30 protein-coding genes are annotated in these 24821 nt (G+C 66.2%); 28 read left to right on the top strand and 2 right to left on the bottom strand.

Annotation, left to right across the window (positions count from 1 at the left end):
* The first annotated feature begins 336 nt into the window (after positions 1-336).
* The 27 genes from PH558_RS11245 (at position 337) to PH558_RS11115 (ending at position 21312) form a co-directional block, all read left to right on the top strand.
* The gene (locus PH558_RS11245; RefSeq protein WP_285204275.1) at positions 337-663 is read left to right on the top strand and encodes a DUF736 domain-containing protein; all 327 of its coding nucleotides are present in this window, start codon (positions 337-339) and stop codon (positions 661-663) included.
* 186 nt (positions 664-849) lie between these two features.
* Positions 850-1107: a helix-turn-helix domain-containing protein gene (locus tag PH558_RS11240; protein WP_285204274.1), complete on the top strand. Its 258-nt coding sequence runs from the start codon at positions 850-852 to the stop codon at positions 1105-1107.
* Positions 1108-1200: 93 nt separating this feature from the next.
* Positions 1201-1467 (top strand): DNA -binding domain-containing protein, encoded by a 267-nt coding sequence (locus tag PH558_RS11235; protein WP_285204273.1) that lies wholly within the window; start codon positions 1201-1203, stop codon positions 1465-1467.
* A gap of 129 nt (positions 1468-1596) precedes the next feature.
* Positions 1597-1908, top strand: a complete 312-nt coding sequence (locus PH558_RS11230) for a transcriptional regulator domain-containing protein (protein WP_285204270.1) — start codon at positions 1597-1599, stop codon at positions 1906-1908.
* Positions 1856-2353, top strand: coding sequence for a DUF2285 domain-containing protein (locus PH558_RS11225; RefSeq protein ID WP_285204269.1), 498 nt, complete (start codon positions 1856-1858; stop codon positions 2351-2353). Before PH558_RS11230 ends, PH558_RS11225 begins: the two co-directional genes overlap by 53 nt.
* A 136-nt stretch (positions 2354-2489) precedes the next feature.
* Positions 2490-2771, top strand: a complete 282-nt coding sequence (locus PH558_RS11220) for a helix-turn-helix transcriptional regulator (protein WP_285204267.1) — start codon at positions 2490-2492, stop codon at positions 2769-2771.
* Positions 2772-2782: 11 nt separating this feature from the next.
* Positions 2783-3667, top strand: coding sequence for a replication initiator protein A (locus PH558_RS11215; protein ID WP_285204266.1), 885 nt, complete (start codon positions 2783-2785; stop codon positions 3665-3667).
* Positions 3668-3875: 208 nt separating this feature from the next.
* Positions 3876-4514 (top strand): ParA family partition ATPase, encoded by a 639-nt coding sequence (parA, locus tag PH558_RS11210; RefSeq protein WP_285204265.1) that lies wholly within the window; start codon positions 3876-3878, stop codon positions 4512-4514.
* Positions 4511-4765 (top strand): ribbon-helix-helix protein, encoded by a 255-nt coding sequence (locus PH558_RS11205; RefSeq protein WP_285204262.1) that lies wholly within the window; start codon positions 4511-4513, stop codon positions 4763-4765. Before parA ends, PH558_RS11205 begins: the two co-directional genes overlap by 4 nt.
* Complete coding sequence (locus PH558_RS11200; RefSeq protein WP_285204261.1) at positions 4762-5283, top strand: DUF2840 domain-containing protein; 522 nt, start codon at positions 4762-4764, stop codon at positions 5281-5283. The genes PH558_RS11205 and PH558_RS11200 overlap by 4 nt, the downstream gene beginning before the upstream one ends.
* Complete coding sequence (locus tag PH558_RS11195; protein ID WP_285204260.1) at positions 5280-5825, top strand: S26 family signal peptidase; 546 nt, start codon at positions 5280-5282, stop codon at positions 5823-5825. The genes PH558_RS11200 and PH558_RS11195 overlap by 4 nt, the downstream gene beginning before the upstream one ends.
* A 35-nt stretch (positions 5826-5860) precedes the next feature.
* Complete coding sequence (locus PH558_RS11190; protein ID WP_285204259.1) at positions 5861-6196, top strand: DUF736 domain-containing protein; 336 nt, start codon at positions 5861-5863, stop codon at positions 6194-6196.
* A 3-nt stretch (positions 6197-6199) separates the two neighbouring features.
* Positions 6200-6976, top strand: coding sequence for a lytic transglycosylase domain-containing protein (locus PH558_RS11185; protein ID WP_285204256.1), 777 nt, complete (start codon positions 6200-6202; stop codon positions 6974-6976).
* Positions 6977-7220: 244 nt separating this feature from the next.
* The gene (locus PH558_RS11180; RefSeq protein ID WP_285204255.1) at positions 7221-8957 is read left to right on the top strand and encodes a relaxase/mobilization nuclease domain-containing protein; all 1737 of its coding nucleotides are present in this window, start codon (positions 7221-7223) and stop codon (positions 8955-8957) included.
* Positions 8958-8984: 27 nt separating this feature from the next.
* Positions 8985-10979, top strand: a complete 1995-nt coding sequence (locus tag PH558_RS11175; RefSeq protein WP_285204253.1) for a conjugal transfer protein TraG — start codon at positions 8985-8987, stop codon at positions 10977-10979.
* A 7-nt stretch (positions 10980-10986) separates the two neighbouring features.
* The gene (locus PH558_RS11170) at positions 10987-11421 is read left to right on the top strand and encodes a ribbon-helix-helix protein, CopG family (RefSeq protein WP_285204252.1); all 435 of its coding nucleotides are present in this window, start codon (positions 10987-10989) and stop codon (positions 11419-11421) included.
* A gap of 217 nt (positions 11422-11638) precedes the next feature.
* Positions 11639-12574 carry a P-type conjugative transfer ATPase TrbB gene (gene trbB, locus PH558_RS11165; RefSeq protein WP_483314139.1) on the top strand — a complete coding sequence of 312 codons (936 nt, stop codon included), beginning with the start codon at positions 11639-11641 and terminating at the stop codon, positions 12572-12574.
* Complete coding sequence (locus tag PH558_RS11160; RefSeq protein ID WP_102959687.1) at positions 12571-12903, top strand: TrbC/VirB2 family type IV secretion system protein; 333 nt, start codon at positions 12571-12573, stop codon at positions 12901-12903. The genes trbB and PH558_RS11160 overlap by 4 nt, the downstream gene beginning before the upstream one ends.
* Positions 12903-13184, top strand: a complete 282-nt coding sequence (locus tag PH558_RS11155; protein WP_008125099.1) for a VirB3 family type IV secretion system protein — start codon at positions 12903-12905, stop codon at positions 13182-13184. The genes PH558_RS11160 and PH558_RS11155 overlap by 1 nt, the downstream gene beginning before the upstream one ends.
* Before the next feature lie 8 nt (positions 13185-13192).
* Positions 13193-15631: a conjugal transfer protein TrbE gene (gene trbE / locus PH558_RS11150; RefSeq protein ID WP_285204226.1), complete on the top strand. Its 2439-nt coding sequence runs from the start codon at positions 13193-13195 to the stop codon at positions 15629-15631.
* Positions 15628-16392, top strand: coding sequence for a P-type conjugative transfer protein TrbJ (gene trbJ, locus PH558_RS11145; RefSeq protein ID WP_285204225.1), 765 nt, complete (start codon positions 15628-15630; stop codon positions 16390-16392). The genes trbE and trbJ overlap by 4 nt, the downstream gene beginning before the upstream one ends.
* 10 nt (positions 16393-16402) lie before the next feature.
* Entirely contained in the window at positions 16403-16789 is a 387-nt protein-coding gene (gene trbK-alt, locus PH558_RS11140; RefSeq protein WP_285204224.1) for a putative entry exclusion protein TrbK-alt, read from the top strand.
* 4 nt (positions 16790-16793) lie between these two features.
* Complete coding sequence (trbL, locus tag PH558_RS11135) at positions 16794-18152, top strand: P-type conjugative transfer protein TrbL (RefSeq protein WP_285204222.1); 1359 nt, start codon at positions 16794-16796, stop codon at positions 18150-18152.
* Positions 18152-18835, top strand: a complete 684-nt coding sequence (gene trbF / locus PH558_RS11130; RefSeq protein WP_174175817.1) for a conjugal transfer protein TrbF — start codon at positions 18152-18154, stop codon at positions 18833-18835. The genes trbL and trbF overlap by 1 nt, the downstream gene beginning before the upstream one ends.
* Positions 18832-19860, top strand: coding sequence for a P-type conjugative transfer protein TrbG (gene trbG, locus PH558_RS11125; protein WP_483314144.1), 1029 nt, complete (start codon positions 18832-18834; stop codon positions 19858-19860). The genes trbF and trbG overlap by 4 nt, the downstream gene beginning before the upstream one ends.
* A 71-nt stretch (positions 19861-19931) precedes the next feature.
* Positions 19932-21065 (top strand): TraB/TrbI/VirB10 family type IV secretion system protein, encoded by a 1134-nt coding sequence (locus tag PH558_RS11120; protein ID WP_483314143.1) that lies wholly within the window; start codon positions 19932-19934, stop codon positions 21063-21065.
* On the top strand, positions 21055-21312 hold the full coding sequence (locus tag PH558_RS11115) for a DUF2274 domain-containing protein (protein WP_483314138.1): 258 nt from the start codon (positions 21055-21057) through the stop codon (positions 21310-21312). Before PH558_RS11120 ends, PH558_RS11115 begins: the two co-directional genes overlap by 11 nt.
* Before the next feature lie 91 nt (positions 21313-21403).
* On the opposite strand, the gene PH558_RS34230 is transcribed toward PH558_RS11115, so the two are convergent.
* Positions 21404-22324 (bottom strand): LysR family transcriptional regulator, encoded by a 921-nt coding sequence (locus PH558_RS34230; RefSeq protein WP_350223807.1) that lies wholly within the window; start codon positions 22322-22324, stop codon positions 21404-21406.
* A gap of 328 nt (positions 22325-22652) precedes the next feature.
* Entirely contained in the window at positions 22653-23570 is a 918-nt protein-coding gene (locus PH558_RS11110; protein WP_285204204.1) for an NmrA family NAD(P)-binding protein, read from the bottom strand.
* Between PH558_RS11110 and PH558_RS11105 the strand changes: the two genes are divergently transcribed.
* Entirely contained in the window at positions 23554-24696 is a 1143-nt protein-coding gene (locus PH558_RS11105; RefSeq protein WP_285204203.1) for a LysR family transcriptional regulator, read from the top strand. The two genes, PH558_RS11110 and PH558_RS11105, sit on opposite strands and share 17 nt — an antisense overlap.
* Positions 24697-24821 lie beyond the last annotated feature (125 nt).

The following is a 24821-nucleotide window of genomic DNA, read 5'->3' as shown; positions in this document are numbered from 1 at the left end:
CCGGGAGGAGACGAAGCCGGTGACAAGCCGCAGTGCCGGTTTGCCGGTGCGGGAAGACCGCCATTTTCTCCGCTATCTGACCGTGCCTCGACCGCTCCAAACGGCCTCTTCAATGGCCTGATCTGGCCGAAGGCCGGCTGCGCCTCGATCGCCTATGACGCAACAGCCGCGTCAAACTTTCTTCCCCTGCCGGCTGCACCGTCATTCCTCGCGAGACAAGAAAGTCCTCCTTAGCTGTCAGGCCCCTTCGGGGTGCGCCGTCGATCGCCTCCGGCCTGCCGATCGCCATCGAGGCCGCAATGGTGCGGGCTCGGGAACGGAAAACGGAGACTTACAATGGCGACCATCGGCACCTTCAAAAAGACCGGCTCGAACGAATTCACCGGCGAAATCGTCACCCTCAGCGTCCAGGCCAAGAACGTGCGCATCGTTCCCGACCAGCGCGCCACCGGCGAGAACGCCCCCAGCCACAGGGTTCTGGTCGGCCGCGCCGAGATCGGCGCCGCCTGGTCCAAGCGCTCCAACGAGGGCCGCGACTATCTGGGCCTCAAGCTCGACGATCCGAGCTTCAACGCCCCGATCTACGCCAACCTCTTCGACGACGAAGGCGAAGACACCTTCTCGCTGATCTGGTCCCGCCCCAACGGGCGGCGCGGCGACTGAGGCCCCGCGCAAGGCCCCGGCCGGAAGGCCGGGGCCTTCGGTGCCCAGGGCGACCGAATCAGTTCGTCCAGTCAAGCCGCGGGTATCGCTCTTAAGAGGGTCTTTCAGCTCGCAAAACCAGCAAAAGACGACTATTATAGTCGTTTTCGTAGCGTGCGGAGTCCGGACTGTAGGAGGTGGTCATGCATGATCACCGCCCGACAGTCCCGGGCCGCCCGCGCGTTACTTGGTTGGAATCAGGAGACGCTCGCTGACAAGGCCCTGGTATCGCTGACCGCTCTGAAGCGCGTGGAGTCCGAGAGCGGACTCGCCGTGCATGAGTCGACGCGCGACCAGGTCCGCCGAGCGCTTGAGGAGAACGGCATCGTCTTCCTCAACTCCGATCAGGGCGAAGGAGTGATGATTGTTCGGCAAGACCGCCCGTGGCCAGCTCGGCGCGCCTGAGCTCAACAATGCCGCATTGCGCCCCCGTTTCTACGCTATGGCCGTCGTGCAAACTCCATCCGTTTCGGATATGACGCGGTGGGGACGTTAACCATGAGCGGTAAATCCGACTTTCTCGACCAGCCACCGACGGATGCGCGTCTCACTGATTATGACCGCGCGCACTTGGCGACCTACTTGCGCCTGCTCGATGCGGAAAGCGAAGGCGCGCCCTGGGAAGAAGTGGCGAAGATTATCTTCGGCATCGATCCGAAGACCGATCAGTTGCGCGCCGAAGCTGTATACCAAAACCATCTGGCGCGGGCGCACTGGATGACCAACAACGGTTTCCGCGACCTTATACGAGCCAGTTTTCATTAACCTTTTCTACTTCAGTGATGCAGATCTTGCATCACCCACGCGCGCCTTCGGGCTTCCCAAATTGCCACTCAACCGAGAATCGTTAGGGCTTGCAGTCCTCGCGTTGAGCGACGCAATGGGAGGCCAAGGATGCCGGAGCAAGGCACATGGCGGATCTCAACCGCCTATGACTATGTAAATGAATTGGACGCTCCGGACCTGGCCTGGGAATTTCTGAGGCGTAATCCCGAGTATCAACAAGACTACAATCGGCTGAAACAAAGAGGTTTTGGAGAAGACCAGGCCGCTGCAGCTCTCTCGGCCAAATGGGGGTTATCCTTTCGCGGTCGACCCCGAACTCCCGGCGCGCGGCGCGAACGCAGCTTGGTCGCCGATAGCCGATCCCTGGATGCTGATCCTGCAGGGGCTCCCGACCTGGGTTGCACCTGCACCTGCTGCTGACGGGCAAGCGTTGCCCGCATCTTCCGATGTTGTCGATGCGCGCATCCGCGTCGGCGACGAGCTGATGCGCACGCGCCGGCTGGGCCCGGTCGGCCAGGCGCCGCCGTCCGCCGCGATCGTCGTGCTCGACGACGCCACACCGGATCGGTTGGAGGCGCTCGCCCGCTATTGGCGCGGCCTGCGCGCGCCGCCGGCGCCGCCGGACCCCCGCGTGACGCCGCAACGGCGGCAGCGCCTGCGCCAGATGCTGCGCGCCGTCGATGCCCGAATCGAACGGGAAAGCTATCGCTCCATCGCGACAGTGCTCTTTCCAAAGCACCACATCGAGGCGGCGTCCTGGGCGGGCGACGCGCTCCGCGAGACGACCATCCGTCTCGCCCGTGACGGCATGAAGCTCGTCCATGGCGGTTATCGCGATCTCCTGAAACGCCCGCGCAAACCCTAGCCGCACCGGCGCCCGCAAGGGGTGTCGATTATCCCCGCAAATCTTCGACATCGTGGATCGAGCCTGAGCGAACGACCGTGCGCTGGAACCGCCGCCGGCATCCGGCAGCCCCCCAGCACCACACGGAGCCTCGATCATGGCCGAAAGCGCGACCGTCCAAGTCCCTCCCCGCTATTTGCGCACCCCGGAGGCGGCGCGTTTCCTCGGCCTGTCCGGCCGAACCCTCGAAAAACATCGCACCTACGGCACCGGGCCGGCCTTCAAGAAGCTCGGCGGCCGCGTCGTTTACGCGGTTGCCGACCTGCAGGCATGGGCCAATCGCGGCACCAAGAATTCGACAGCCGACAGCAACACCGTTCTGCCGGCAAAGCGTCACGAAACCACCGGCGCGGCAGGCAATCCCGCGCCGCAGCGCTGAGCAACCAGCAGATGTCGGCGCGCCATCACAGCAGCGAACGTGAGCAGCTCGATCTCTTCCGGGCGCTGCCCGGCGATCTCGCGCCGCGCGACGCGCAGGACCTGATGGCGTACCCGTTCTTCGCGCTGGGCAAGTCGAAGCGACTGGCGCCGATCAACTTCAAGGCAGGCTCCGTCGTGATCCGCGTGGAAGCCGTCCCCGAGCACGGCATGGCCACCATCTGGGACGCCGACGTGCTGATCTGGGCCGCTTCCCAGATCGTCGAGGCCCGCGATCATGGCCTGCGGCCGTCGCGCCTGATGGCGACCACGCCCTACGAAATTCTGCAGTTCATCGGCCGCGGCGTCAGCCTGCGGGACTACGACCGATTGAAGGCCGCGCTCGACCGTCTCCAGTCGACGACGGTGGCGACATCCATTCGCCAGCCGACCGAGCGGCGGCTGCACCGCTTCTCCTGGATCAACGAGTGGAAGGAGCGCGCCGATGGCAGAGGCCGGCCGCTCGGCCTCGAGCTGATCGTGCCGGACTGGTTCTACGCCGCCGTTCTCGATGACGCGCTCGTGCTGACCATCGACCGCGACTATTTCGGCCTGACGGGCGGCCTGGAGCGCTGGCTCTATCGCCTCGTGCGCAAGCACGGCGGCAAGCAGGAGTTCGGCTGGAGCTTCGATTTCCCGCATCTCCACGCCAAGTCCGGCTCGCTCTCGCCGCTCAAGCACTTCGCCTACGACCTGCGCGACATCGTCCGCCGCCAGCCGCTGCCGGGCTATCGCCTGACCATCGAGCAGTGCTTCGGCGGTCCCGAACTCCTCTCCTTCAAACCCATCGATCCGAACGCGCTCGGCATCCCTCGCCAGCGCCGCCGCTCGACCAAGCGCCCTGGGGATAAACTGTGAATCGTCTCGTGCTATCAGGGACCGGACCCATCGTGCCATCAAGGACCCGATCCTCGTGCTATCGGGGACCGGAATCGCCGAATCCGCTCGCTGAATCAGCAACTTGCGAGCCCCGTAACTTCTCTAACCTAGATTCCTTCGGAATCTTTCTAACGCGAACCGCATTTTCGCGGCGTGTGGACGAGTCCCCGATCGCCGGGAGACCGTCATGATCGTCGCGCTGCTCAACCAGAAAGGCGGCGTCGGCAAGACGACGATCGCGCTCCACCTTGCCGGCGAATGGGTGAAGCGCGGCCAGCGCGTCACCCTCATCGATGCGGACCCGCAGGGCTCGGCGCTCGACTGGTCCCAGCAGCGGGCGCGCGAAAGCCTGCCTCGGCTGTTCGGCGTGGTCGGGCTGGCGCGCGACACCCTGCATCGCGAGGCGCCGGAAATCGCCCGCGACGTCGACCACGTCATCATCGACGGACCGCCGCGCGTCGCCGGGCTGATGCGCTCGGCCTTGCTCGCCGCCGACCTGGTGCTAATCCCCGTGCAGCCATCGCCCTTCGACGGCTGGGCGTCGGCCGAGATGCTGTCGTTGCTCGGCGAAGCCCGCATCTACCGGCCGCAGCTTGTGGCGCGCTTCGTCCTCAATCGCTGCGTCGCGCGCACCGTCATCGCCCGCGAGACCGCCGAGACGCTCGCCGACCATGACCCGCCGCTGCTCGTAGCCAGGATCGGCCAGCGCGTCGCCTTCGCCGATACCGCGCAGACCGGGCGATTGGTCGGAGAGCTCGACAGCGACAGCGCCGCCGCGCGCGAGATCGCCGCGCTCGTCACAGAGATCGGAAGGATCGCGCCATGACCGCGACTCCTCCGAAGCGGGCCTTCGTCGCCCGGCCAAGCGATGCGGAGACTTGGATCAGGTCGGCCGATGCGCCTGCGCCGCGCGTGCCTGATGCCGCGATCTACACGGCACGGCTGACGATCGACGTCACGCCGGACCAACGCGCGCGGATCAAGATCGCTGCCTTCCAGCGCGGCGTCACCGTCGCCGACATGCTGCGCGAGCTGCTCGCGCGCGAATTCCCGCAAAGCAATGGAGACGCGACATGACCCGCGCCGCCGCCATCCATGAGCGCGCCGACCCCATACCGGCCGCGCCGCCTCCTCACGACCTGACCGAAGTGGAGCTCACCTGGATCGAGAAGCGTGTAGAGAACTGGATCAGGTTCGGCCGTGAGGTCGGCGAACAGATCCTCGACCGCCGTCGCCGCGTGCTGCGCTTTGCGCCGGACAGCGTCTTCGCCTTCGTGCGCTGGGCCGCCAACGACTACGGGACCATCGCCTCGAATCTCGACGTGCTGCGCACCGTCCGCGCCGGCAAGCCGCAGCAGACCGTGCCCTTCGTGCGTCCCGGCGGCGACATCCTGCTCAAGGTCGAAGGCTGGCCCAAGGTCGAGCGCGTGCTGCAGATGATCGATGCGATCGAGGCGATCGGCATCGATCCGAGCGACGTATCGCCCGATCATTGGCGGCACGTTCACAACAGGATGAGCGCCGGCGAACAGCCGCGATCCTACACGGCCGAGCACCACAAGGCCTTCCTGCTGCGTCGGAGGGCCGGATCATGAGCCGCTTCGGCTACGTCATGGTCACCTACTTCCTGACCATGGGCATGGCGACCGCCGCCTTCGTCGACTTCTCGACAAAGCTGATCTGGAACGCCTCGGCGAGCACGCCGATCGGACTTTACAGCATCGCGCCGGCAGACCGCTTCGAGGTCACCGATCTCGTCGCCATCCGCGCCCCCGAACCGCTCGCCGCCTTCATGGTAGAGCGCGGCTATATCGGCCGCGGCGTGCCCTTGATGAAGCGCGTCGCGGGCGTTCCCGGCCAACAGGTCTGCCGCCGCGATCACGCCATCACCGTGGATGGCGTGACGATGGGCGATGCGCTCGACCGCGATCATCTCGGCCGCTCGCTGCCCGTTTGGCAGGGCTGCCGCCGCGTCGCCGAGGGCGAGCTTTTCCTGATGAACTGGTCGGTCCGCGACAGCCTCGACGGTCGCTATTTCGGCCCGCTGCCGACCAGCGACGTGATCGGCCGGGCGACGCCGCTCTGGACCGATGAGCACGGCGACGGCCGCTACGTCTGGCGCGCGCCGACCCGCTGAACTGCCGCTTCCACCCCCAACCCAAGGAGACGACCATGACCCAGATCGGCCAATTCACCCGCACCAAGTCCGGCTATTCCGGGCGGCTCACCGCGCTCGGCATCGACGCCGAACTCGCTTTCGTTCCGGCCGAGGCGTCGGAGGCCGAGAACGCGCCGGACTACCGTGTCTTGCTCGGCGGGGACGACGGCGTCGAGATCGGCGCCGGCTGGAAGCATGTCGGCGAACGTGCCGGCGACTACGTCTCCGTGCAGCTCGACAGCCCGCTGTTCCCGCGTCCGCTGCGCGCCAACCTCTTCCGCTCCGGCGACGACAACGGCACCTGGGGCCTCCACTGGTCGCGGCCCGCCAAGCCGCGCAAGGAGGACTGATCGATGCGCGGCCCGCATCGATCGCAGCATCATCGGAGCGGCACGGACAAGTCCCGTGCCGCCTCCCGGCTGCTCCTCCTTCTCCTTTCCGGCCTGCCGATCGCCGCTTCGCCAATGTCGCCGGCGCAGGCTCAGACCGTGCCGCCGGTTCCGGCCGAGGCGAGCACCCAGCTCGCCGGCTTCGTGAGCGAGGCCTCGCAGCGGTTCGGCATTCCGGTCGCCTGGATCCGCGCGCTCATGCGTGTTGAAAGCGCCAACGACGCGCGCGCCGTCTCGCCCAAGGGTGCGATGGGCCTGATGCAGATCATGCCCGACACCTGGGCCTATCTGCGCGCCCGCTATCGCCTTGGCAGCGATCCGTTCGATCCCCGCGACAACATCATCGCGGGCACGGCCTATATCCGCGAACTCTACGATCGCTACGGCGCACCGGGCTTTCTTGCGGCCTACAATGCGGGACCCGGACGGTACGACGACTACCTCGCGAATGGCCGCCCGTTGCCGGCCGAGACGCACGCCTATGTCGCCCAGCTCACGCCCCTTGTCGGCGGCGAAGCGTCTCCGGCCATCGTCACTGTTGCTGCCGCCGATCCGCTGGCGTGGACGCGCGCACCGCTCTTCATCGGCGCCTCTGAACGCGGTCCGGGCGCAGGTCCGGTGCAGGCCGATGCGCAGGCGCGTGAAGGCGACACCGCAGCTCCCCCGCGTGATGCGGCGGCCGAAGCGAACCCGACCGGCGGCCTGTTCGTCTCCCGCCGGGAGCCTGCAGGCCCGCGATGACTGTCTTACCCGTCCATCGCAGCGTGGCGAACCCCAGCGCAGAGTGGAGGGCGTTGGGAGGGAAGACCGCAAACACAACCGCACGATGGCAGGATAAAGGGGCGCGATGTGCGCTTCGGTTCGGTTGTGCTTTTTCAAGGGGTTATGGCGCGATTTCGCGAGGTGCGCCTGATCGGCGCAGCCTGCGCATCGGCGCATTTTTCAAGAATATCATCGCGTTGGCGCGATGTGCGGAGCCTCGGGCATGACCGACGAGCGCGACTTCCGCATCCGGCCAGGCCGCATCCGCTCGACCAGCGCGCAACGGGCGCGGCCCTTCATCGCCCAGGCGCTGGCGGCCGCCCAGCGCGCCGGCGGCAGCGTCTCCCGGCAAGGGAAGATCGGCTCGGGCGCGCGGTCCCGATTTGGGCGCGGCCAGCGCGCCTCGATCCAGGCGAACCGCCTCATCACCGCGCGCTCGCGCGGCGCAGTCATCAAGGCACGCGTCGTCCGTCACAGCGGGCGGTCCGCGCCGCTCTCGACGCATCTCGATTATCTGCGCCGCGACGGCGTCACCCGTGACGGGGAGAAGGCCCGACTGTTCGGTCCGGGCAGCGACGACGTCGACGCCAAAGGTTTCGCGGAGCGGTCCGAGGACGACCGCCACCATTTCCGCTTCATCGTCTCGCCGGACGACGCGCTGGAAATGTCCGACCTCAAGGGCTTCACCCGTGAGCTGGTCGGCCAGATGGAGAAGGATCTCGGCACGCGGCTCGAATGGGTCGCGGTCGATCACTGGAACACCGAACATCCGCATGTTCATCTGATCGTGCGCGGCGTGCGCGACGACGGCGAGAACTTGGTCATCTCGCGCGACTATATAAAGGAGGGCATGCGCGATCGGGCGCGCGACCTCATCACGCAGGAGCTGGGGCCGCGCACCGATCAGGAGATCAGGCAGACGCTGGAGCGCCAGATCGACGCCGATCGCTGGACCAACCTCGATCGCCAGCTCGCCCGCGACGCCTATCGCACCGGCGTCGTCGATCTCGTACCGCATGCCGATCGCCGGCCCGACGAATTCCATGCCTTGAAGGTCGGGCGGCTGCGCAAGCTCGAAGGCCTTGGGCTTGCCGACGAGATTGGCCCGGGACAGTGGACGATCTCGGACAAGGCCGAGGCGACGCTGCGCGAGCTCGGCGAACGCGGCGACATCATCAAGCGCATCCATCACGGCCTCACTGAGCGCGGCATCGAGCGCGGCGCGGCGAGCTATGTGCTGGCCTCGGAAAGCCTCAACGATCCGGTCATCGGCCGCCTGGTCGCCCGCGGCCTCGACGACGAACTGAAGGGCACGGCCTTCGCCGTCGTCGACGGGGTCGACGGCCGCACTCACCACATCAAGCTGCCCGATCTCGATGCAGCGGGCGACAGCGCGCCCGGCTCAATCGTCGAGCTGCGCAAGTTCGATGATGCGAAGGGTCAGCGCCGCGTGGCGATCGCGGTGCGCTCCGATCTCGACATAGAGCGGCAGGTCACCGCGACCGGCGCCACCTGGCTCGACCGGCAGAATATCGCCCGCGAGCCGGCTGCGCTTGGCGGCGGCTTCGGCGCCGAGGTGCGGGACGCCATGGACCGGCGGGCGGAACACCTTGTCGGCCAGGGCCTCGCCGAACGTCAGAAGCGCGGCGTCAGCTTTCAGCCGGGCCTTGTCGATGCGCTGCGGCGTCGCGAGCTGGAGGCGGTTGCCCAGCGCATTGCCGCCGAGATCGGACGGCCGCCGGTCAAGCCCGAGGCCGGTGAGTATGTCACCGGCACCTACCAGCGGCGCCTGAACCTCGCGAGCGGCCGCTTCGCCATGATCGACAACGGGCTCGGCTTCAGCCTCGTGCCCTGGACGCCATCGATTGAGAAGCAGCTCGGCCGTCACGTCTCCGGCGTCGCCCGAAGCGATGGCGGCGTCGACTGGAGCTTCGGCCGCCAGCGAGGGCTCGGCCTGTGATCACCATCCCAAACAAAAGGACCCGCCATGTCCGCCACCAAGATTCTCTGGGGCCAGATCCTCACGGTCTTCGCCATCGTCCTGTTGACCACCTGGGCCGCCACGCAGTGGACGGCTTACCGGCTCGGCTTTCAGCTCCAGCTCGGGCCGCCGTGGTTCATGCTCGGCGACTGGCCGATCTACTATCCGTGGTCGTTCTTTCCGTGGTGGTATTTCTACGACGCCTACGCGCCGCCGATCTTCGTAGAGGGCGCCTATATCGCAGCATCCGGCGGCTTCATCTCGATCGCCGTCGCCATCGGCATGTCGGTGTGGCGGGCCCGCGAGGCGAAGAACGCCGAGACCTTCGGCTCGGCGCGTTGGGCACATGAAGCTGAGGTGCGTGGCGCCGGCCTACTCGGCGAGGACGGCGTAGTGCTCGGCAAGTATGACCGCGCCTATCTCCGGCACGACGGCCCCGAGCATGTGCTGTGCTTCGCGCCGACCCGATCCGGCAAAGGCGTCGGCCTGGTCGTGCCGTCGCTGCTGACCTGGCCGGGCTCGGCCATCGTCCACGACATCAAGGGCGAGAACTGGACGCTGACCGCCGGCTTCCGCGCCCGGCATGGCCGCGTGCTCCTCTTCGACCCGACCAACGCGAAGTCCGCCGCCTACAATCCGCTCCTCGAGGTGCGCCGTGGCGAATGGGAAGTCCGCGACGTGCAGAACATCGCCGACATCCTGGTCGATCCAGAAGGCAGCCTCGAAAAGCGGAACCACTGGGAGAAAACCAGCCACGCACTCCTGGTCGGCGCGATCCTGCACGTCCTCTACGCGGAGGAGGACAAAACACTCGCCGGCGTCGCCGCCTTTCTGTCCGACCCCAAGCGGCCGATTGAGTCCACCTTGGCGGCGATGATGAAGACCGCCCATCTCGGGGAGAGCGGACCGCATCCTGTGATCGCGTCGGCCGCGCGCGAGCTGCTGAACAAATCCGACAACGAACGCTCCGGCGTGCTCTCGACTGCCATGTCGTTCCTCGGCCTGTATCGCGACCCCGTCGTCGCCGAGGTGACGCGCCGCTGCGACTGGCGCATCGCCGACATCGTCGGCGCCCGGCAACCGACCAGCCTATACCTTGTCGTTCCCCCGTCGGACATCGCCCGGACCAAGCCGCTCATCCGGCTCATCCTCAACCAGATCGGCCGGCGCCTGACCGAGGATCTAAAGGCGAAGGGCAACCGGCATCGGCTTCTGCTGATGCTCGACGAATTCCCGGCGCTCGGCCGGCTCGACTTCTTCGAATCCGCGCTCGCCTTCATGGCGGGCTACGGCCTGAAGGCGTTCCTGATCGCGCAGACGCTGAACCAGATCGAGAAGGCCTATGGTCCGAACAACTCGATCCTCGACAACTGCCACGTCCGCGTCAGCTTCGCGACCAATGATGAGCGGACCGCCAAGCGCGTCTCCGATGCGCTCGGGACCGCGACCGAGATGCGCGCCATGCGCAACTACGCCGGCCATCGGCTCTCGCCCTGGCTCGGCCACCTGATGGTGTCGCGCTCGGAAACCGCCAGGCCGCTGCTCACCCCGGGCGAGGTCATGCAGCTCCCGCCCGCCGACGAGATCGTCATGGTCGCGGGCACCCCGCCGATCCGCGCGAAGAAGGCGCGTTACTACCAGGATCGCCGCTTCAAGGATCGGATCATGGCGCCGCCGGCGCTCACCAGACCGACGCAGCCTGGAACGGACGACTGGAGCAAGCTGCCGCTTCCGGCACGGCCGGCGAGCGTGGTGTCGGCCGGTGCGGTCATCGTTAGTGATGCTGGTGACGAAGATCCGACCGGATCGGAACGTCGCCACCAGCCGGAGCTGGAGCGCGCCGCGCCCGTCGAGAAGAAGGCGCCGATCGAGAACGAGTTCGACGGCGGATTCGACGACGAGGCCGATGACGACACGGCCCGGATCAGCCGCGCCAACCAGATCATGCAAGGTGTCGCGCGTCAGGTCTCGCTCGACCCGAATGACGGCATGGAGCTGTGAGGCGCCCATGGCCAATCCATCGAAAAAGCTGCGCCTGTCGGTCTATCTCGAACCCGAGGTGATGAAGGCGCTCGCAGCCCACGCAGCGCGCCGTGATCAGTCGCGCTCGCTCATCGCCGAAGCGGCGATCGCGTCCTTCCTGTCGCCGGATGCCGCCGAGCGCCAGGAGGCGGCGACCACCAAGCGCCTCGACCAGCTCGATCGGCGCATGACCCGCATGGAACGTGATCTCAGCATCTCGGTGGAGATGTTCGCCGTCTTCGTGCGCTTCTGGCTGACGACGAATCCACCTTTGCCCGAACCGGCGCAGGCGGCCGCCCGGGCTCAGGCCGGCGAGCGCTACGATGCGTTCGTCGCAGCGCTCGGGCGCAGACTCGCCAAGGGCCCGAAGCTCCGGCAGGAGATTTCCGAGGACGTCGATCCCGCGCGCGACGCGCAATAAGCAGCGATTGCGGCAACTCAAGTATTCCGCAATTCCGCCGAACGCCTGTCTTTTCACGCTAGGCTACTACTACGCCCTGACGCCTGTTGCCGAGGACTGATTTCCGGTTCTCTTAATCATCCCCGATCCAGGGGCGGCCTGACGCGGTCCCGCAAAGAACGGGGACAACGTGGCCGTCTCTTCCGAGAAATCTGAGGCAATACTTCGCGGGGCCCGCATGCTGCGGACCGCACTCGGTCCTGCGATCGCCGGTTTCCTTGGAGACGCCAGCGTCGTCGAGGTGATGCTCAACCCCGACGGCCGCCTCTGGATCGACCGCCTGTCTGAGGGTTTGTTCGACACCGGTGAGCGCCTGTCGCCCGCCGACGGCGAACGTATCGTCCGCCTCGTCGCCCACCATGTCGGCGCAGAGGTCCATGCCGGCAATCCCCGGGTCTCGGCCGAGCTGCCGGAAACGGGGGAGCGGTTCGAGGGCCTGCTGCCGCCCGTGGTGGCGGCGCCGGCCTTCGCGATCCGCAAGCCCGCCGTCGCCGTCTTCACGCTGCAGGATTATGTCGCCGCCGGCACCATGACTGCCGAGCAGGCGGAGATCCTGCGCCAGGCCGTCGCCGATCGCCGCAACATCCTGGTGGCCGGCGGCACCTCGACCGGCAAGACGACGCTGACCAACGCGCTGCTCGCCGAGGTGTCGAAAACCTCCGACCGCGTGGTGCTGATCGAGGACACCCGCGAGCTGCAATGCGCCGCGCCGAACCTGGTCGCCATGCGGACCAAGGACGGCGTGGCGACGCTATCCGATCTCGTCAGATCCTCGCTTCGGCTTCGGCCCGACCGCATTCCGATCGGCGAGGTGCGCGGCGCCGAGGCGCTCGACCTGCTCAAGGCCTGGGGCACCGGCCACCCCGGCGGGATCGGCACCATCCACGCCGGCACCGCGCTCGGCGCGCTCCGCCGCCTCGAGCAGCTCATCCAGGAAGCTGTCGTCACCGTCCCGCGCGCGCTGATCGCCGAGACGATCGATCTCGTCGCGGTCCTCTCGGGCCGCGGCTCGACCCGGCGCGTGGCCGAACTCGGTCGCGTCGAAGGGCTCGGCCCCGACGGCGACTACCGCGTCCGCCCCGCAACCCAGCCCCCCGAAGGAGAACCCGCATGATCCGCCGTGCCCTGCATTTTCGTCGCCATGTCGCGACAACCGCATCCGTCCTCCTGGCCAGTGTCCTGCTGGCCCCGGCTGCCCACGCTTCCGGCTCCTCGATGCCGTGGGAAGCGCCGCTGCAATCGATCCTCGAATCCATCGAGGGACCGGTCGCCAAGATCATCGCGGTGATCATCATCATCGTCACCGGCCTGACGCTCGCCTTTGGCGACACGTCAGGCGGCTTCCGCCGCCTGATCCAGATCGTCTTCGGCCTGTCGATCGCCTTCGCCGCGTCGAGCTTCTTCCTGTCGTTCTTCTCGTTCGGCGGCGGGGCGCTCGTCTGATGGCGGGCCTGATCGAGAGCGGCGGCGACGTGCCGGGCTACACGGTTCCGGTCCACCGGGCACTGACCGAGCACATCCTGCTCGGCGGCGCGCCTCGGGCGATCGCCATCCTCAACGGCACGCTCGCCGCCGCCCTCGGTCTCGGTCTTCGCCTCTGGCTGGTCGGCCTCGGTCTCTGGGCCATCGGCCATTTCGCCGCCGTCTGGGCGGCCAAGCGCGACCCGCAATTCGTCGACGTCGGCCGCCGGCACCTCCGCATCCCCGGTCACCTGAACGTCTGAGGCGCGCCATGATGAACCTCGCCGAGTATCGCCGCTCCTCGACCCACCTTGCGGATTTCCTGCCCTGGGCGGCACTGGTCGCGCCAGGCGTGGTCCTCAACAAGGACGGCTCGTTCCAGCGCAGCGCGCGGTTCCGCGGACCCGATCTCGACTCCGCCGTGCAGGCCGAGCTCGTCGCCGTCGCGGGCCGTCTCAACAGCGCCTTCCGCCGCCTCGGCAGCGGCTGGGCGATCTTTGTCGAGGCGCAACGCCATGCCGTCGGGGCCTATCCAGCAAGCCGCTTTCCTGACGCCGCATCGGCCATGGTCGATGCCGAGCGCAAGGCCGACTTCGAAGAGGACGCGGTCCATTACGAGTCGAGCTACTTCCTGACGTTCACCTTCCTGCCGCCGGCCGAGGATGCCGCGCGCGCCGAGAGCTGGCTTTACGAAGGCAAGGCCGAGCGAGGCGTCGACGCCTGGGAGGCGCTGCGCGGCTTCGTCGACCGCACCGATCGCATCCTGCAGCTCGTCGAAGCGTTCATGCCGGAATGCGCGTGGCTCGATGATGTCGAGACCCTGACCTATCTGCACTCGACCGTCTCGACGAAGCGCTACCGCGTGCGCGTTCCCGAGACGCCGATGTATCTCGACGCGTTGGTCGCCGATCAGCCGCTCACCGGCGGCCTGGAGCCGCGCCTTGCCGACGCGCATCTGCGCATCCTGACCGTCGTCGGATTTCCGACCGCGACGACGCCCGGCATCCTCGACGATCTCAACCGGCTCGCCTTTCCGTATCGCTGGTCGACGCGGGCGATCCTGCTCGACAAGACCGACGCGACGAAGCTGCTGACCAAGATCCGCCGGCAGTGGTTCTCCAAGCGCAAGTCTATCGCCGCGATCCTCAAGGAGGTGATGACCAACGAGGCGAGCGCCCTTGTCGACACCGACGCCGCCAACAAGGCCGCCGATGCCGATCTCGCGCTGCAGGAACTCGGCGCCGACTATGCCGGTCAGGCCTACGTCACCGCCACGATCGCCGTCTGGGACACCGATCCGCGCGTCGCGTCCGAGAAGCTCCGTCTCGTCGAGAAGGTGATCCAGGGCCGCGACTTCACCGCGATGCCCGAGACCATCAACGCGGCCGACGCCTGGCTCGGGTCGCTGCCGGGCCACGTCTACGCCAACGTCCGCCAGCCGCCGATCTCGACGCTCAATCTCGCCCACATGATCCCCCTGAGCGCCGTGTGGGCGGGGCCGGAACGGGATGAGCACTTTGGTGCACCCCCCTTGTTATACGGCAAGACCGAAGGGTCCACCCCGTTCCGGTTCTCCATTCACGTCGGCGACGTCGGTCACACGCTTGTGGTCGGCCCGACCGGCGCGGGCAAGTCCGTGCTGCTGGCGCTGATGGCGTTGCAGTTCCGCCGCTATGCCCGGGCGCAGGTCTTCGCCTTCGACTTCGGTGGTTCGATCCGCGCCGCCGCCATCGCCATGGGCGGCGACTGGCACGATCTCGGCGGCGGCTTGACCGAGGGCTCAGCCGACAGCGTCGCGCTTCAGCCGCTCTCCCGGATCGACGAGGCGGCCGAACGCGCCTGGGCCGCCGACTGGATCGTCGCCATCCTGATGCGCGAGAGCATCCAGGTCACGCCGGAGGTCAAGGAGCTGATCTGGACCGCGCTGTCATCGCTCGCGAGCGCGCCCATGGCCGAGCGTACGATGACCGGCCTGTCGGTGCTGCTGCAGTCGAACGACCTGAAGCAGGCGCTGCGTCCATATTGCGTCGGCGGACCCTATGGCCGGCTGCTCGACGCCGAGAGCGAGCATCTAGGCGTCGCCACCGTCCAGGCCTTCGAGACCGAAGGACTTATCGGGACGGCCGCGGCTCCGGCGGTGCTCTCCTATCTCTTCCACCGCATCGAGGACCGGCTGAACGGCGAGCCGACCCTGATCATCGTCGACGAAGGCTGGCTCGCCCTCGACGACGAAGGCTTCGCTGGCCAGCTCCGAGAGTGGCTGAAGACGTTGCGCAAGAAGAACGCCAGCGTCGTCTTCGCCACCCAGTCGCTCTCCGACATCGACGGCTCGGCGATCGCGCCCGCCATCATCGAGAGCTGCCAGACGCGGCTCCTGCTGCCGAACGAACGGGCGATCGAGCCGCAGATCACCGCGATCTACCGGCGCTTCGGCCTCAACGATCGGCAGATCGAGATCCTCGCCAGGGCCATGCCCAAGCGGGACTACTACTGCCAGAGCAGGCGCGGCAACCGGCTGTTCGAGCTGGGCCTCGCCGACGTCGCGCTCGCGCTCTGCGCGGCATCCTCCAAGACCGACCAAGCCGCCATCGACCGCATCGTCGCCGAGCACGGGCGCGAGGGCTTCCTCGCGGCGTGGCTGCGCCATCGCGGTGTCGACTGGGCGGCAGACCTCATTCCCAACCTCACCAACCTGGAGAGCCAGCCATGAAACTGCGTGTCCCTCGCGTGGCGCTCGCCGCCGCCATTCTCGCCGCGCCGCTGTCGGTGTCGCCGGTGCTGATCGCGCCGGCCTCGGCCCAATGGATCGTCTACGATCCCACCAACTACGCCCAGAACCTGCTCTCGGCGACCCGCGCGCTGCAGCAGATCAACAACCAGATCACGTCGCTCCAGAACGAAGCGCAGATGCTGATCAACCAGGCGCGCAACCTCACGAGCCTGCCGTTCTCCTCGCTCCAGCAGCTTCAGCAGTCGGTTCAGCGGACCCAGCAGCTCCTCGGCGAGGCCCAACGCATCGCTTACAACGTCCAGAACATCGACCAAGCCTTCCGAACGAACTACGGGGCCGGCAGCGCCTCGATGAGCGCATCCGACCAGCAGCTCGTCGCCCAGGCGAAGGAACGCTGGAACAATACGGTCTCGGGACTCCAAGACGCCATGCGCGTCCAGGCCGGCGTCGTCGGCAACATCGACACCAACCGCACCCAGATGTCGGCGCTGGTCGGCCAGAGCCAGGGCGCGACCGGCGCCCTGCAGGCGACGCAAGCCGGCAACCAGCTCCTAGCGTTGCAGGCCCAGCAACTCGCCGATCTCACCGCCGTCGTCTCCGCCAACGGTCGGGCCCAGGCGCTCGCCGAGGCCGAGCGGTCGGCCGCAGCCGAACAGGGCCGCGAACAGCGCCGCCGCTTCCTGACGCCGGGCACCGGATACCAGCCCGGCAACGCGCAGATGTTCCCCGGCAGGAACTGAGGGCGCGGCGATGGACGGAAAGATTCTCGCGCGTGTCTGCGCCATCGGCTTCGTGACCTTCGCGATCACGGCGACGGCCATCGAACTCTCCCGCAAGGACGATCCGCCGCTCTATCGCAGCGTTGCCGCGGCGACCGAAACAGGCGTCGACCCTCTGAAAACCGAGCTGCGGCGGTGCCAGCAGCTCGGGGAAGCCGGCACCCGAGATCCCGCCTGCCTTAAGGCCTGGGCGGACAACCGCGACCGCTTCCTGAAGCCGTCGCAGACCCGGCAGCCGCAGCCGGCTCCGCAGGCGCCGGGCCCGCGGGGACAGCCGCAGAATCCTCCGGCCGCACCCGACCCCGCCGTCAATGAGACTGCGCCGGCGATCGACTCCCACACGAACGCGGCGCGTTGAGATCATGGGCGGCACCGGCGTCATTGACCATTTTCTGGAGGTCTTCACCCGCTACATCGATAGCGGCTTTGGGCTCCTCAGCGGCGAAGTGGCCTTCATCGCCACCACGCTGATCGTGATCGACGTGACGCTCGCCGCGCTGTTCTGGAGCTGGGGCGCCGACGACGACATCGTGGCGCGCCTGGTCAAGAAGACCCTGTTCGTCGGCGTGTTCGCCTATCTGATCGGCAACTGGAACAACCTAGCGCGGATCATCTTCGAGAGCTTCGCTGGACTCGGGCTGAAGGCGTCTGGCACCGGCTTCACCGTCGCCGACATGATGAGGCCCGGAAAGGTCGCCCAAACCGGGCTCGACGCCGGCAGGCCGCTGCTCGATTCCATCTCCGACCTGATGGGTTACTGGAGTTTCTTCGAGAACTTCATCCAGATCGCGGTAATGCTGCTCGCCTGGGCGCTGGTGCTGCTCGCCTTCTTCATCCTCGCCATCCAGCTCTTCGTCACCCTCATCGAATTCAAGCTGACGACGCTCGCCGGCTTCGTGCTCATTCCCTTCGGGCTCTTCGGCAAGAGCGCTTTCATGGCCGAGCGCGTGCTCGGCAACGTCATCTCCTCCGGCATCAAGGTGCTGGTCCTCGGCGTCATCATCGGCATCGGATCGAGCCTCTTCTCCGAGTTCACCGCCGGCTTCGGCGGCCGCACACCGACGATCGACGAGGCAATGGCGATCGTGCTCGCGGCACTGACCTTGCTCGGCCTCGGCATCTTCGGCCCCGGCATCGCCAACGGCCTCGTGTCCGGAGGCCCGCAGCTCGGCGCCGGCGCCGCGGTCGGAACCGGGCTTGCCGCAGGTGGCATGGTCGCGGCCGGAGCTGCCACAGTTGGCGCCGTCGCTTCCGGAGGTGCGGCGCTCGCAGGAGGCGCCGCGGCCGCTGCCCGCGGAGGCGCTGCCCTCGCGGGCGGAGCTTCCACCGCATACAGCCTGGGCGCCGCAGGGCAGACGGGCGCTTCGGGCGTGGCGAGCGGCCTGGGCGGCGGCGCCCGGGCCGCCGGTTCCGCAGCCACATCGCCGCTTCGGCGCGCTGCCGAGCGCGCGTCGTCGAGCATGCGCAGCAGCTTCGCCGATGGAGCCCGGTCCGCCTTCGAGTCGACCGGGGGTTCCTCGACCATGGGCACCGTCGGCGAAGCGGCCAACGACGCGACGCCGAACCCTGCAGGCGGCAGCGATCAGCCGCCCGCCTGGGCCCGCCGGATGAAGCGCTCCCAACAGATGAGCCATGCCGTCTCGACCACCGTCCATGCGGTGCGCAGCGGCGACAGCCACGGCGGCGGCTCCTCCATCAATCTCTCCGAAGGTGACCGCTGATGTTTCGACGACCCTCGACGCACTATGGAAAAGCTCCCGAACCCGAAACACCGTACCAGCGCGCCGCCCAGGTTTGGGACGACCGTATCGGCTCGGCCCGCGTCCAGGCGCGCAACTGGCGCTACATGGCGTTCGGCTCGCTCTTCCTGTCGGCCGGGTTCGCGGCGGCGCTGGTCTGGCAGTCGGCGCGCGGCACCGTCGTTCCGTGGGTCGTTCAGACGGACCGGCTCGGCCAAGCGCAGGCGATCGCCCCGGCGACGCCCGATTATCAGCCGACCGACCCGCAGATCGCCTTCCACCTGGCACGTTTCATCGAGCAGGTCCGCTCGATCCCGGCCGACGCGATCATCGTCCGCCAGAACTGGCTGCGTGCCTATGACTTCACGACGGACCGGGGAGCCGCCGCGCTCAACGACTACGCGCGCTCGAACGACCCCTTCACCAAGGTGGGCCGCCAGCAGATCGCCGTCGACGTCTCGAGCGTGATCCGCGCGTCTCCCGACAGCTTCCGGGTCGCATGGACCGAGCGCCGCTACGAGAACGGCCAGCTCGCCGACACGACCCGATGGACGGCGATCCTCACCATCGTCGTCCAGATTCCGCGCAACGCCGACCGGCTGCGCGCCAATCCGCTGGGGATCTACGTCAACGCAATTTCATGGTCACGGGAGCTGGGGCAATGACGATGCCGATTTTCCGTAAAGCCGGAGAACCGGCTTTCCGCACTCACACATTGGCGGCTTTGCTGCTTTCCGCCACGATGCTGGCCGGCTGCGCGACGACGCAGAAGCCGCCCGAGATCAGCTATGACGACGCGCCCGCCGCCGTGCAGACCGTCGATCCGCCAGCGCCGGTCCGTGTGGTCGAACTGCCGAGGCCGCTTCCGTTGCCCGGCCAGATGAAGCCGGTCGAGGAATCGCGGCGGGCGCCCGAGCCAGCCGATCCGACGGCGCGCGTCAACCAGGCCAATGCCGCCGCCCGCATCCAGCCGGTGCGCGACGGCTTCATCAACTCCATGCAAGTCTATCCCTTCACCCAAGGGGCGCTCTATCAGGTCTACACCGCCGTCGGGCAGATCACCGACATCGCGCTCCAGCCAGGCGAGCAGCTCGTCGGCTCCGGGCCGGTGGCGGCCGGCGATACGGTCCGCTGGATCATCGGCGACACGCAAAGCGGTTCCGGAGCGACTCTGCAGGTCCACATCCTGGTGAAGCCCACCCGCGCCGAGCTGATGACCAATCTCGTCATTAACACCAATCTGCGCACCTACCACATGGAGCTGCGCTCGACCGAGCGCACCTATATGGCCTCGGTCTCCTGGCAGTATCCGCAGGACCAACTCATTGCGCTCCGGCGCCAGAACGCCGAGGCGCAGGCAACCCAGCCGGTGGCGACCGGCGTCGATCTCTCGCGCCTCAACTTCCGTTACGAGGTAACCGGCGATCGTGCGCCGTGGCGTCCGCTGCGCGCCTATGACGACGGCCGGCAGGTCTTCATCGAATTCCCGAGGGGCATCGGTCAGGGCGAAATGCCGCCGCTCTTCGTCGTCGGCGCCGAGGGCAACACCTCCGAACTCGTCAACTACCGGGTACGCAACAACTATATGATCGTCGATCGGCTGTTCGCGGCCGCCGAGCTTCGCTTCGGCTCGGGCGACACCCAGAAGCGCGTCCGGATCACCCGCACCGACGGGAGGCCCGCGTCGTGAGTGATGACCGGAACGAGGAAGAGGAAGCCGGTGCGCCGCTCACGGGATCGGCGCCGACGGCGGCCGCGCCGATGCGGCTGCGCGCCGAGGCGCCGCGCGTTACGCGGCTGTCGCGCAGGGTGCTCGCCGGGCTCGGCCTGGTGGCGAGCCTCGGCCTCGGCGGGGCGCTGGTCTATGCGCTTCAGACCCGCAACGGCGGTCGGCCGCCCGAGGAACTCTATTCGACCGACAACCGATCGACGGCGGACGGCCTTCAGGGCCTGCCACGCGACTATAGCGGCGTGCCCCAGCTCGGGCCTCCCTTGCCCGGTGATCTCGGCCGGCCGATCCTCAGCGCCCAGAACCGGAGCCAGCCAGTGCCGACGCCCGGCGTTGCGCCGGCGCAACCGGGCATCACCCCGGAGGAACAGCGCCGTCTGCAGGAGATTGAGACGGCGCGCACCAGCCGGCTATTCGCCGCGGCGGAGGCACGAACATCGGCTCAGCCCACCACCAATTCGCCGACCCTGGCGCAGCCCGACCTCACCAGCCTGGGCCTCGCGCCGCCGGCTGCGACGCCTACCGCGCAGGAACGGCAACAGGCTTTCCTCAACGCTCCGGTCGACCGGCGCACCGTTGCGGCCGACCGAGTCGCTGCGCCGGCGTCGCCAAACATCCTTCAGGCGGGCGCGGTCATCTCAGCGGCGCTAATCACCGGCATCCGGTCCGATCTGCCGGGCCAGATCACGGCCCAGGTCACCGAGAACATCTATGACAGCCCAACGGGTCGCATCCTCCTCATCCCGCAGGGCACCCGCGTCATCGGCCAGTACGATAACAACGTCCAATTCGGACAGAGCCGAGTGCTGCTGGTCTGGAGCCGCCTGATCTTCCCGAACGGCCGCAGCATCGTGCTTGAGCGCCAGCCGGGGGCGGATGCCGAGGGCTATGCCGGCCTGCAGGATGGCGTCGACTATCACTGGTGGGATCTCGCCAAGGCCGCCGGCCTCTCGACCCTTCTGAGCGTCGGCGCCGAGCTGGCGACCAATGACGACGACCGGCTGATTCAAGCGATCCGCAACGGCGGCCAGGACACCATCAACGACGCTGGCCAGCAGATCGTCCGCCGCCAGCTTAACATCGCGCCGACGCTCACCATCCGTCCGGGCTTCCCGGTGCGGGTAATCGTCACGCGCGATCTGGTGCTCGAACCCTATGGAGCGTGACGTGAAAAAACTCAGATTAAGCGATCTTCCTGCGGATAAGCCCGAGAAGGTGACGATCGAACTGCCATCCGGCGTTCATCGTGACCTTCTTGCCTACGCCGAGGTCCTCTCCCAAGAATCTGGGCGGCCCGTTTCCGATCCTTCGAAGCTGATCGTACCGATGATCCAGCGATTTATGGCGACCGACCGAGAGTTCGCGCGACGGAGGCGTCTCAATGCGGCTGGATCCTCGCCAACCTCCGAATGAGCAAATTGAAGTCTAGTTTCTCAGCAGTCTTGGTTAAACAGAAGCCGCAGGGCTGTTAGGGGCTCGATACCCGGTTTGATCCCGCAGGCAGTCAATCTGACGCTTTGAGATCAGATGTCACGGATCCTGCCGCGCAGAGCTCCAGCAAGACCTTCACCGCAGAATTTTCATTCGTGGTCCGCCACATAACACTGAAGTCTACCGCCTCCTCCGGGTCACCCAGCCGGATGAGCCTCACCCCAGAATAGCTGGTCCCGAGCGCAGATTCGCTCGAGAGCGTTAATCCGAATCCGTTCGCGACCATGTTGAACAAGTTCTCGCGTCCAACATTGTGAGCCACAATCCGCGGACTGAAGCTTGGTCCTGACAGTTGCCGCACAAGGTAATCTTCGATTTCCGGACCAGGTCCGTGCGCGCGGACAATGAAGACCTCCCCTCGCACATCCCCCAAACTAACCCTTTCTCTTGCAGCTAATGCATGCGCTATGGGAACAACGAGCAGTATTCGCTCGCTCCACAATGGACGTATCTGACACCCCGCCAGGCGGGGCGAGCCGCAAACGAACGCGACATCGAGTCTACCCTGCGAAACCCCAGCTGCAATTGATTGAGAGCTACTCTCCTCAATCAGGACATCAATGTTTTTGTACTTTTGATTATAGCGGCAAAAGAGGTCAGTCAAAAAACCGCTCGCCAAGGACCCAACGAGTCCAACGCGCAGGACTCCGCTACGTGCAGACCGAACTTGGCGGATGTCTGTAACTGCCCGAGAGAGATGCTCAGCGCCGAATGTGGCCTCGCGAATAAACCGCTCCCCGGTATGTGTGGGTCGGGTGCCCGTTTTGCTGCGTTCAAACAGAGCGACGCCAAGTGCCGCCTCCAACAGCTGGATGCGCCTCGTTATAGTCGATTGTGGAATGTTAGTCGCAACCGCTGCTCGGCGAAAGCTACCGTGCTCTGCAACAAGCATAGCATACTTCAGATGGCGGAGATCGAAGGCGAGATCTGGCATCTTGGCTTGTTCGATAGTAGCGGCTCGATCACGCGCCATTCAAAGGTCTGTCAGCTCGTATCTTCCCATGGCGAGCTTCGAAATCATGCGCAATGCAAGAGCAGGCGGTTGGTAAGACGACGCCATATCACTACTGGCATCTCGGCGTTTTTCGGTGTGGATCTTGGGAATCCATATGCGCCGATTCAGAAATTGCATGGCGTCGCCTGTCGCAGGAATGAATCAACTATCGAGTAGTCACTTCTCTCGGATGCGCACGTTCCGCGACGAATGGGTGAAGCATTCGCCGCGTACGCGCTTTCTAGGTCACTTGAGCCGACGCGATGGCTCAATCAGAGGAAGCAGCCCCGAGCCGGAAATTGTCCCGGGCCCATGAGGCAAATGTTGTCGGTGTCTTGCCTGCTACTTTGTTCGCCAGCGCGATCTGATCGTCGTGTGAGCCCGGGCCAAGGTAGGTATAGGTCTCGTAGTAGGCCAGCGTCTCAGCTAACGCGTCAGCCCCCGGGAAAAAGCCTGCGTATACCTGCCGAGGAACCCGGGTGACCGTGAACTGATGGCCCAACTGATTCAACGCGCCGACGAGGCCGTTGAAGCTCAGGAAGTCGCCGACCAACGGCAGATATGCGCCGTCGCCCGTTTCATCCGGGTGCGCGAACGCGCCGGCCACGATGTTGCCCAGCTCATTGATGTCACCCATGTGGAAGCAACGCACCGTGGGATCGATGGGCATTACCCAGCCAAAGCTTCCGTCCTGCAGCTTCTGGGGGCCGACTGGTCCCGTAAAATTCTGATAGTAAGCAGGCGGCACGACAAAGGTGTGGCGCGGAAATCCGGCCTCCTTGACGATCGAATCGACCTTCGCCTTACCCGTGAACTGGGGGACTTTGAACTTGCCGCCGCTGATCGCCTCGACGTTTGGGAGGGTCGACCAAATCAGATGATTGACGCCTGCAGCTTTCGCGGCCTGAATTGCCGCGGTTGCTTGCTTGATCTCATCGGTGCCTTCCTGCCAGAAGTTGGTGACAAGAAAGACGCCGTGTGCGCCTGCGAGCGCGGCTGCGAGCGTCTCTGGCCGTTCCAAATCGGCGGCGACGACCTCGTCAGCAAGGCCTTGATAGTTGCTCGGATTGCGCGTGAGCGCGCGCACCTTGAATTGGTCATTGGCCTTCAGGGCACGCACCACGCCGGCGCCCTGATGGCCCGTAGCGCCGAACACGGCGATCAGTTTCTTGTCATTGGATATCATTGCAACTCTTTCCATTGGCTTCAGGCGCTCGCTCGTAAACGAGCGAACTCCAGGCGGTCATCTTCAACGCATCTTGCGCCCGATCAGAATTCGTAACAATGCTTCAACAATTGACATCATCTGCTATAATTTGATCCATATGACCGACCCTGTGGAAACCTCGGAACTCGTCGCCTTCACCAAGACGGTAGACGCCAAATCCCTCTCACGCGCGGCCGCTGAGCTACGCGTCCCTCGCGCAACCGTGAGCCGCCGTCTCGCTCGGCTTGAGGAGCGTCTCGGCGCGCGCCTCTTGCGCCGTACCACGCGAAAGCTCGTGCTCACTGATGCTGGCGAGGTGTTCTACCGGCAGGCTTGCATTGCACTTGAGGCCGTGCGCGCCGCCGAACAAAGCGTGCGAACCACCGACGACATCGTGCGTGGAGATTTGCGCGTCTCGGTTCCGCCGATGACGAGCGCTGGCCTCCATGCGATGCTATGCGAGTTCGCAGCGCGCCATCCCGAGCTGCGCGTTCACATCCACACCTCAAACCAGCACGTCGATCTTCTCCGCGGCGACTACGACGTCGCGCTACGGGCCAGTAGCCAGATCGAGCCCGGGCTCATCGCGCGCACACTCTTGCGCGATCCGATAATCGCCGTCGCTTCGCCCGCTTACCTCGCCAACCGCGGCACTCCCCGCACGCCCCGCGATCTCAAAAGTCACAGCTGCCTCCTCGGCTTCACACGCGGCGAGCTGCCGGAAACTCACTGGCCCATGACCACCGGGGGCAAGCTCCACGTAGAGGGCACGTTCTTCTCGAACGACATCGCCCTGTTGTGCGAGGCCGCCGTAAATGGGCTTGGCATTGCGCTACTCCCGCGTGATCTCGTGTCGCCACACCTGGTGAGCGGCGCGCTCGTGCAGGTGCTCGTCGGGGTCGTGGGTGCCGAACTGCATATCGCGCTTGTCTATCCCGAGCGCACGTTTTTGCCGCCTCAAGTGCGGGCTTTTATCGATACTGTCGCCGCTTGGATACCGCGCGAGCTCACCGCGAGCCAACCACTGTCCTCGCCAGCGCCGTCGAGCGTGGGTACTAAGAAGACTGCTCGTCGCTCTTCGCGCAAGAGAACTGGTGGCGATTAGCCGTTGAGGGCGGTTTTGAATCGCGGGACTTGCGCGGGATGAACCGACACGCCCACGCCTGGCTGCTGATACAGGCCGGGGAAATCTCGGCAAGTAGTTGTCAGTGCGTCCGCTTTCCACGAATT

The organism is Rhizobium pantanalense, assembly GCF_030182525.1.
Lineage (GTDB): Bacteria > Pseudomonadota > Alphaproteobacteria > Rhizobiales > Rhizobiaceae > Rhizobium.
This window is presented reverse-complemented; position numbering and strand designations above follow the sequence as displayed.

Bases quoted from the DNA above. Each gene is read 5' to 3' on its own strand.
- trbL (WP_285204222.1), top strand. From the start codon at position 16,794: ATGGGCGGCACCGGCGTCATTGACCATTTTCTGGAGGTCTTCACCCGC.
- PH558_RS11155 (WP_008125099.1), top strand. From the start codon at position 12,903: ATGGCGGGCCTGATCGAGAGCGGCGGCGACGTGCCGGGCTACACGGTT.
- PH558_RS11225 (WP_285204269.1), top strand. From the start codon at position 1,856: ATGCTGATCCTGCAGGGGCTCCCGACCTGGGTTGCACCTGCACCTGCT.
- trbK-alt (WP_285204224.1), top strand. From the start codon at position 16,403: ATGGACGGAAAGATTCTCGCGCGTGTCTGCGCCATCGGCTTCGTGACC.
- PH558_RS11185 (WP_285204256.1), top strand. From the start codon at position 6,200: ATGCGCGGCCCGCATCGATCGCAGCATCATCGGAGCGGCACGGACAAG.
- parA (WP_285204265.1), top strand. From the start codon at position 3,876: ATGATCGTCGCGCTGCTCAACCAGAAAGGCGGCGTCGGCAAGACGACG.
- trbE (WP_285204226.1), top strand. From the start codon at position 13,193: ATGATGAACCTCGCCGAGTATCGCCGCTCCTCGACCCACCTTGCGGAT.
- PH558_RS11110 (WP_285204204.1), bottom strand. From the start codon at position 23,570: ATGATATCCAATGACAAGAAACTGATCGCCGTGTTCGGCGCTACGGGC.
- PH558_RS11120 (WP_483314143.1), top strand. From the start codon at position 19,932: ATGCGGCTGCGCGCCGAGGCGCCGCGCGTTACGCGGCTGTCGCGCAGG.
- PH558_RS11245 (WP_285204275.1), top strand. From the start codon at position 337: ATGGCGACCATCGGCACCTTCAAAAAGACCGGCTCGAACGAATTCACC.
- trbG (WP_483314144.1), top strand. From the start codon at position 18,832: ATGACGATGCCGATTTTCCGTAAAGCCGGAGAACCGGCTTTCCGCACT.
- PH558_RS11180 (WP_285204255.1), top strand. From the start codon at position 7,221: ATGACCGACGAGCGCGACTTCCGCATCCGGCCAGGCCGCATCCGCTCG.
- PH558_RS11230 (WP_285204270.1), top strand. From the start codon at position 1,597: ATGCCGGAGCAAGGCACATGGCGGATCTCAACCGCCTATGACTATGTA.
- PH558_RS11205 (WP_285204262.1), top strand. From the start codon at position 4,511: ATGACCGCGACTCCTCCGAAGCGGGCCTTCGTCGCCCGGCCAAGCGAT.
- PH558_RS11170 (WP_285204252.1), top strand. From the start codon at position 10,987: ATGGCCAATCCATCGAAAAAGCTGCGCCTGTCGGTCTATCTCGAACCC.
- PH558_RS11215 (WP_285204266.1), top strand. From the start codon at position 2,783: ATGTCGGCGCGCCATCACAGCAGCGAACGTGAGCAGCTCGATCTCTTC.
- PH558_RS11175 (WP_285204253.1), top strand. From the start codon at position 8,985: ATGTCCGCCACCAAGATTCTCTGGGGCCAGATCCTCACGGTCTTCGCC.
- trbF (WP_174175817.1), top strand. From the start codon at position 18,152: ATGTTTCGACGACCCTCGACGCACTATGGAAAAGCTCCCGAACCCGAA.
- PH558_RS11220 (WP_285204267.1), top strand. From the start codon at position 2,490: ATGGCCGAAAGCGCGACCGTCCAAGTCCCTCCCCGCTATTTGCGCACC.
- PH558_RS11235 (WP_285204273.1), top strand. From the start codon at position 1,201: ATGAGCGGTAAATCCGACTTTCTCGACCAGCCACCGACGGATGCGCGT.
- PH558_RS11200 (WP_285204261.1), top strand. From the start codon at position 4,762: ATGACCCGCGCCGCCGCCATCCATGAGCGCGCCGACCCCATACCGGCC.
- PH558_RS11190 (WP_285204259.1), top strand. From the start codon at position 5,861: ATGACCCAGATCGGCCAATTCACCCGCACCAAGTCCGGCTATTCCGGG.
- PH558_RS11195 (WP_285204260.1), top strand. From the start codon at position 5,280: ATGAGCCGCTTCGGCTACGTCATGGTCACCTACTTCCTGACCATGGGC.
- trbJ (WP_285204225.1), top strand. From the start codon at position 15,628: ATGAAACTGCGTGTCCCTCGCGTGGCGCTCGCCGCCGCCATTCTCGCC.
- trbB (WP_483314139.1), top strand. From the start codon at position 11,639: ATGCTGCGGACCGCACTCGGTCCTGCGATCGCCGGTTTCCTTGGAGAC.
- PH558_RS11160 (WP_102959687.1), top strand. From the start codon at position 12,571: ATGATCCGCCGTGCCCTGCATTTTCGTCGCCATGTCGCGACAACCGCA.
- PH558_RS11115 (WP_483314138.1), top strand. From the start codon at position 21,055: ATGGAGCGTGACGTGAAAAAACTCAGATTAAGCGATCTTCCTGCGGAT.
- PH558_RS11240 (WP_285204274.1), top strand. From the start codon at position 850: ATGATCACCGCCCGACAGTCCCGGGCCGCCCGCGCGTTACTTGGTTGG.
- PH558_RS34230 (WP_350223807.1), bottom strand. From the start codon at position 22,324: ATGCCAGATCTCGCCTTCGATCTCCGCCATCTGAAGTATGCTATGCTT.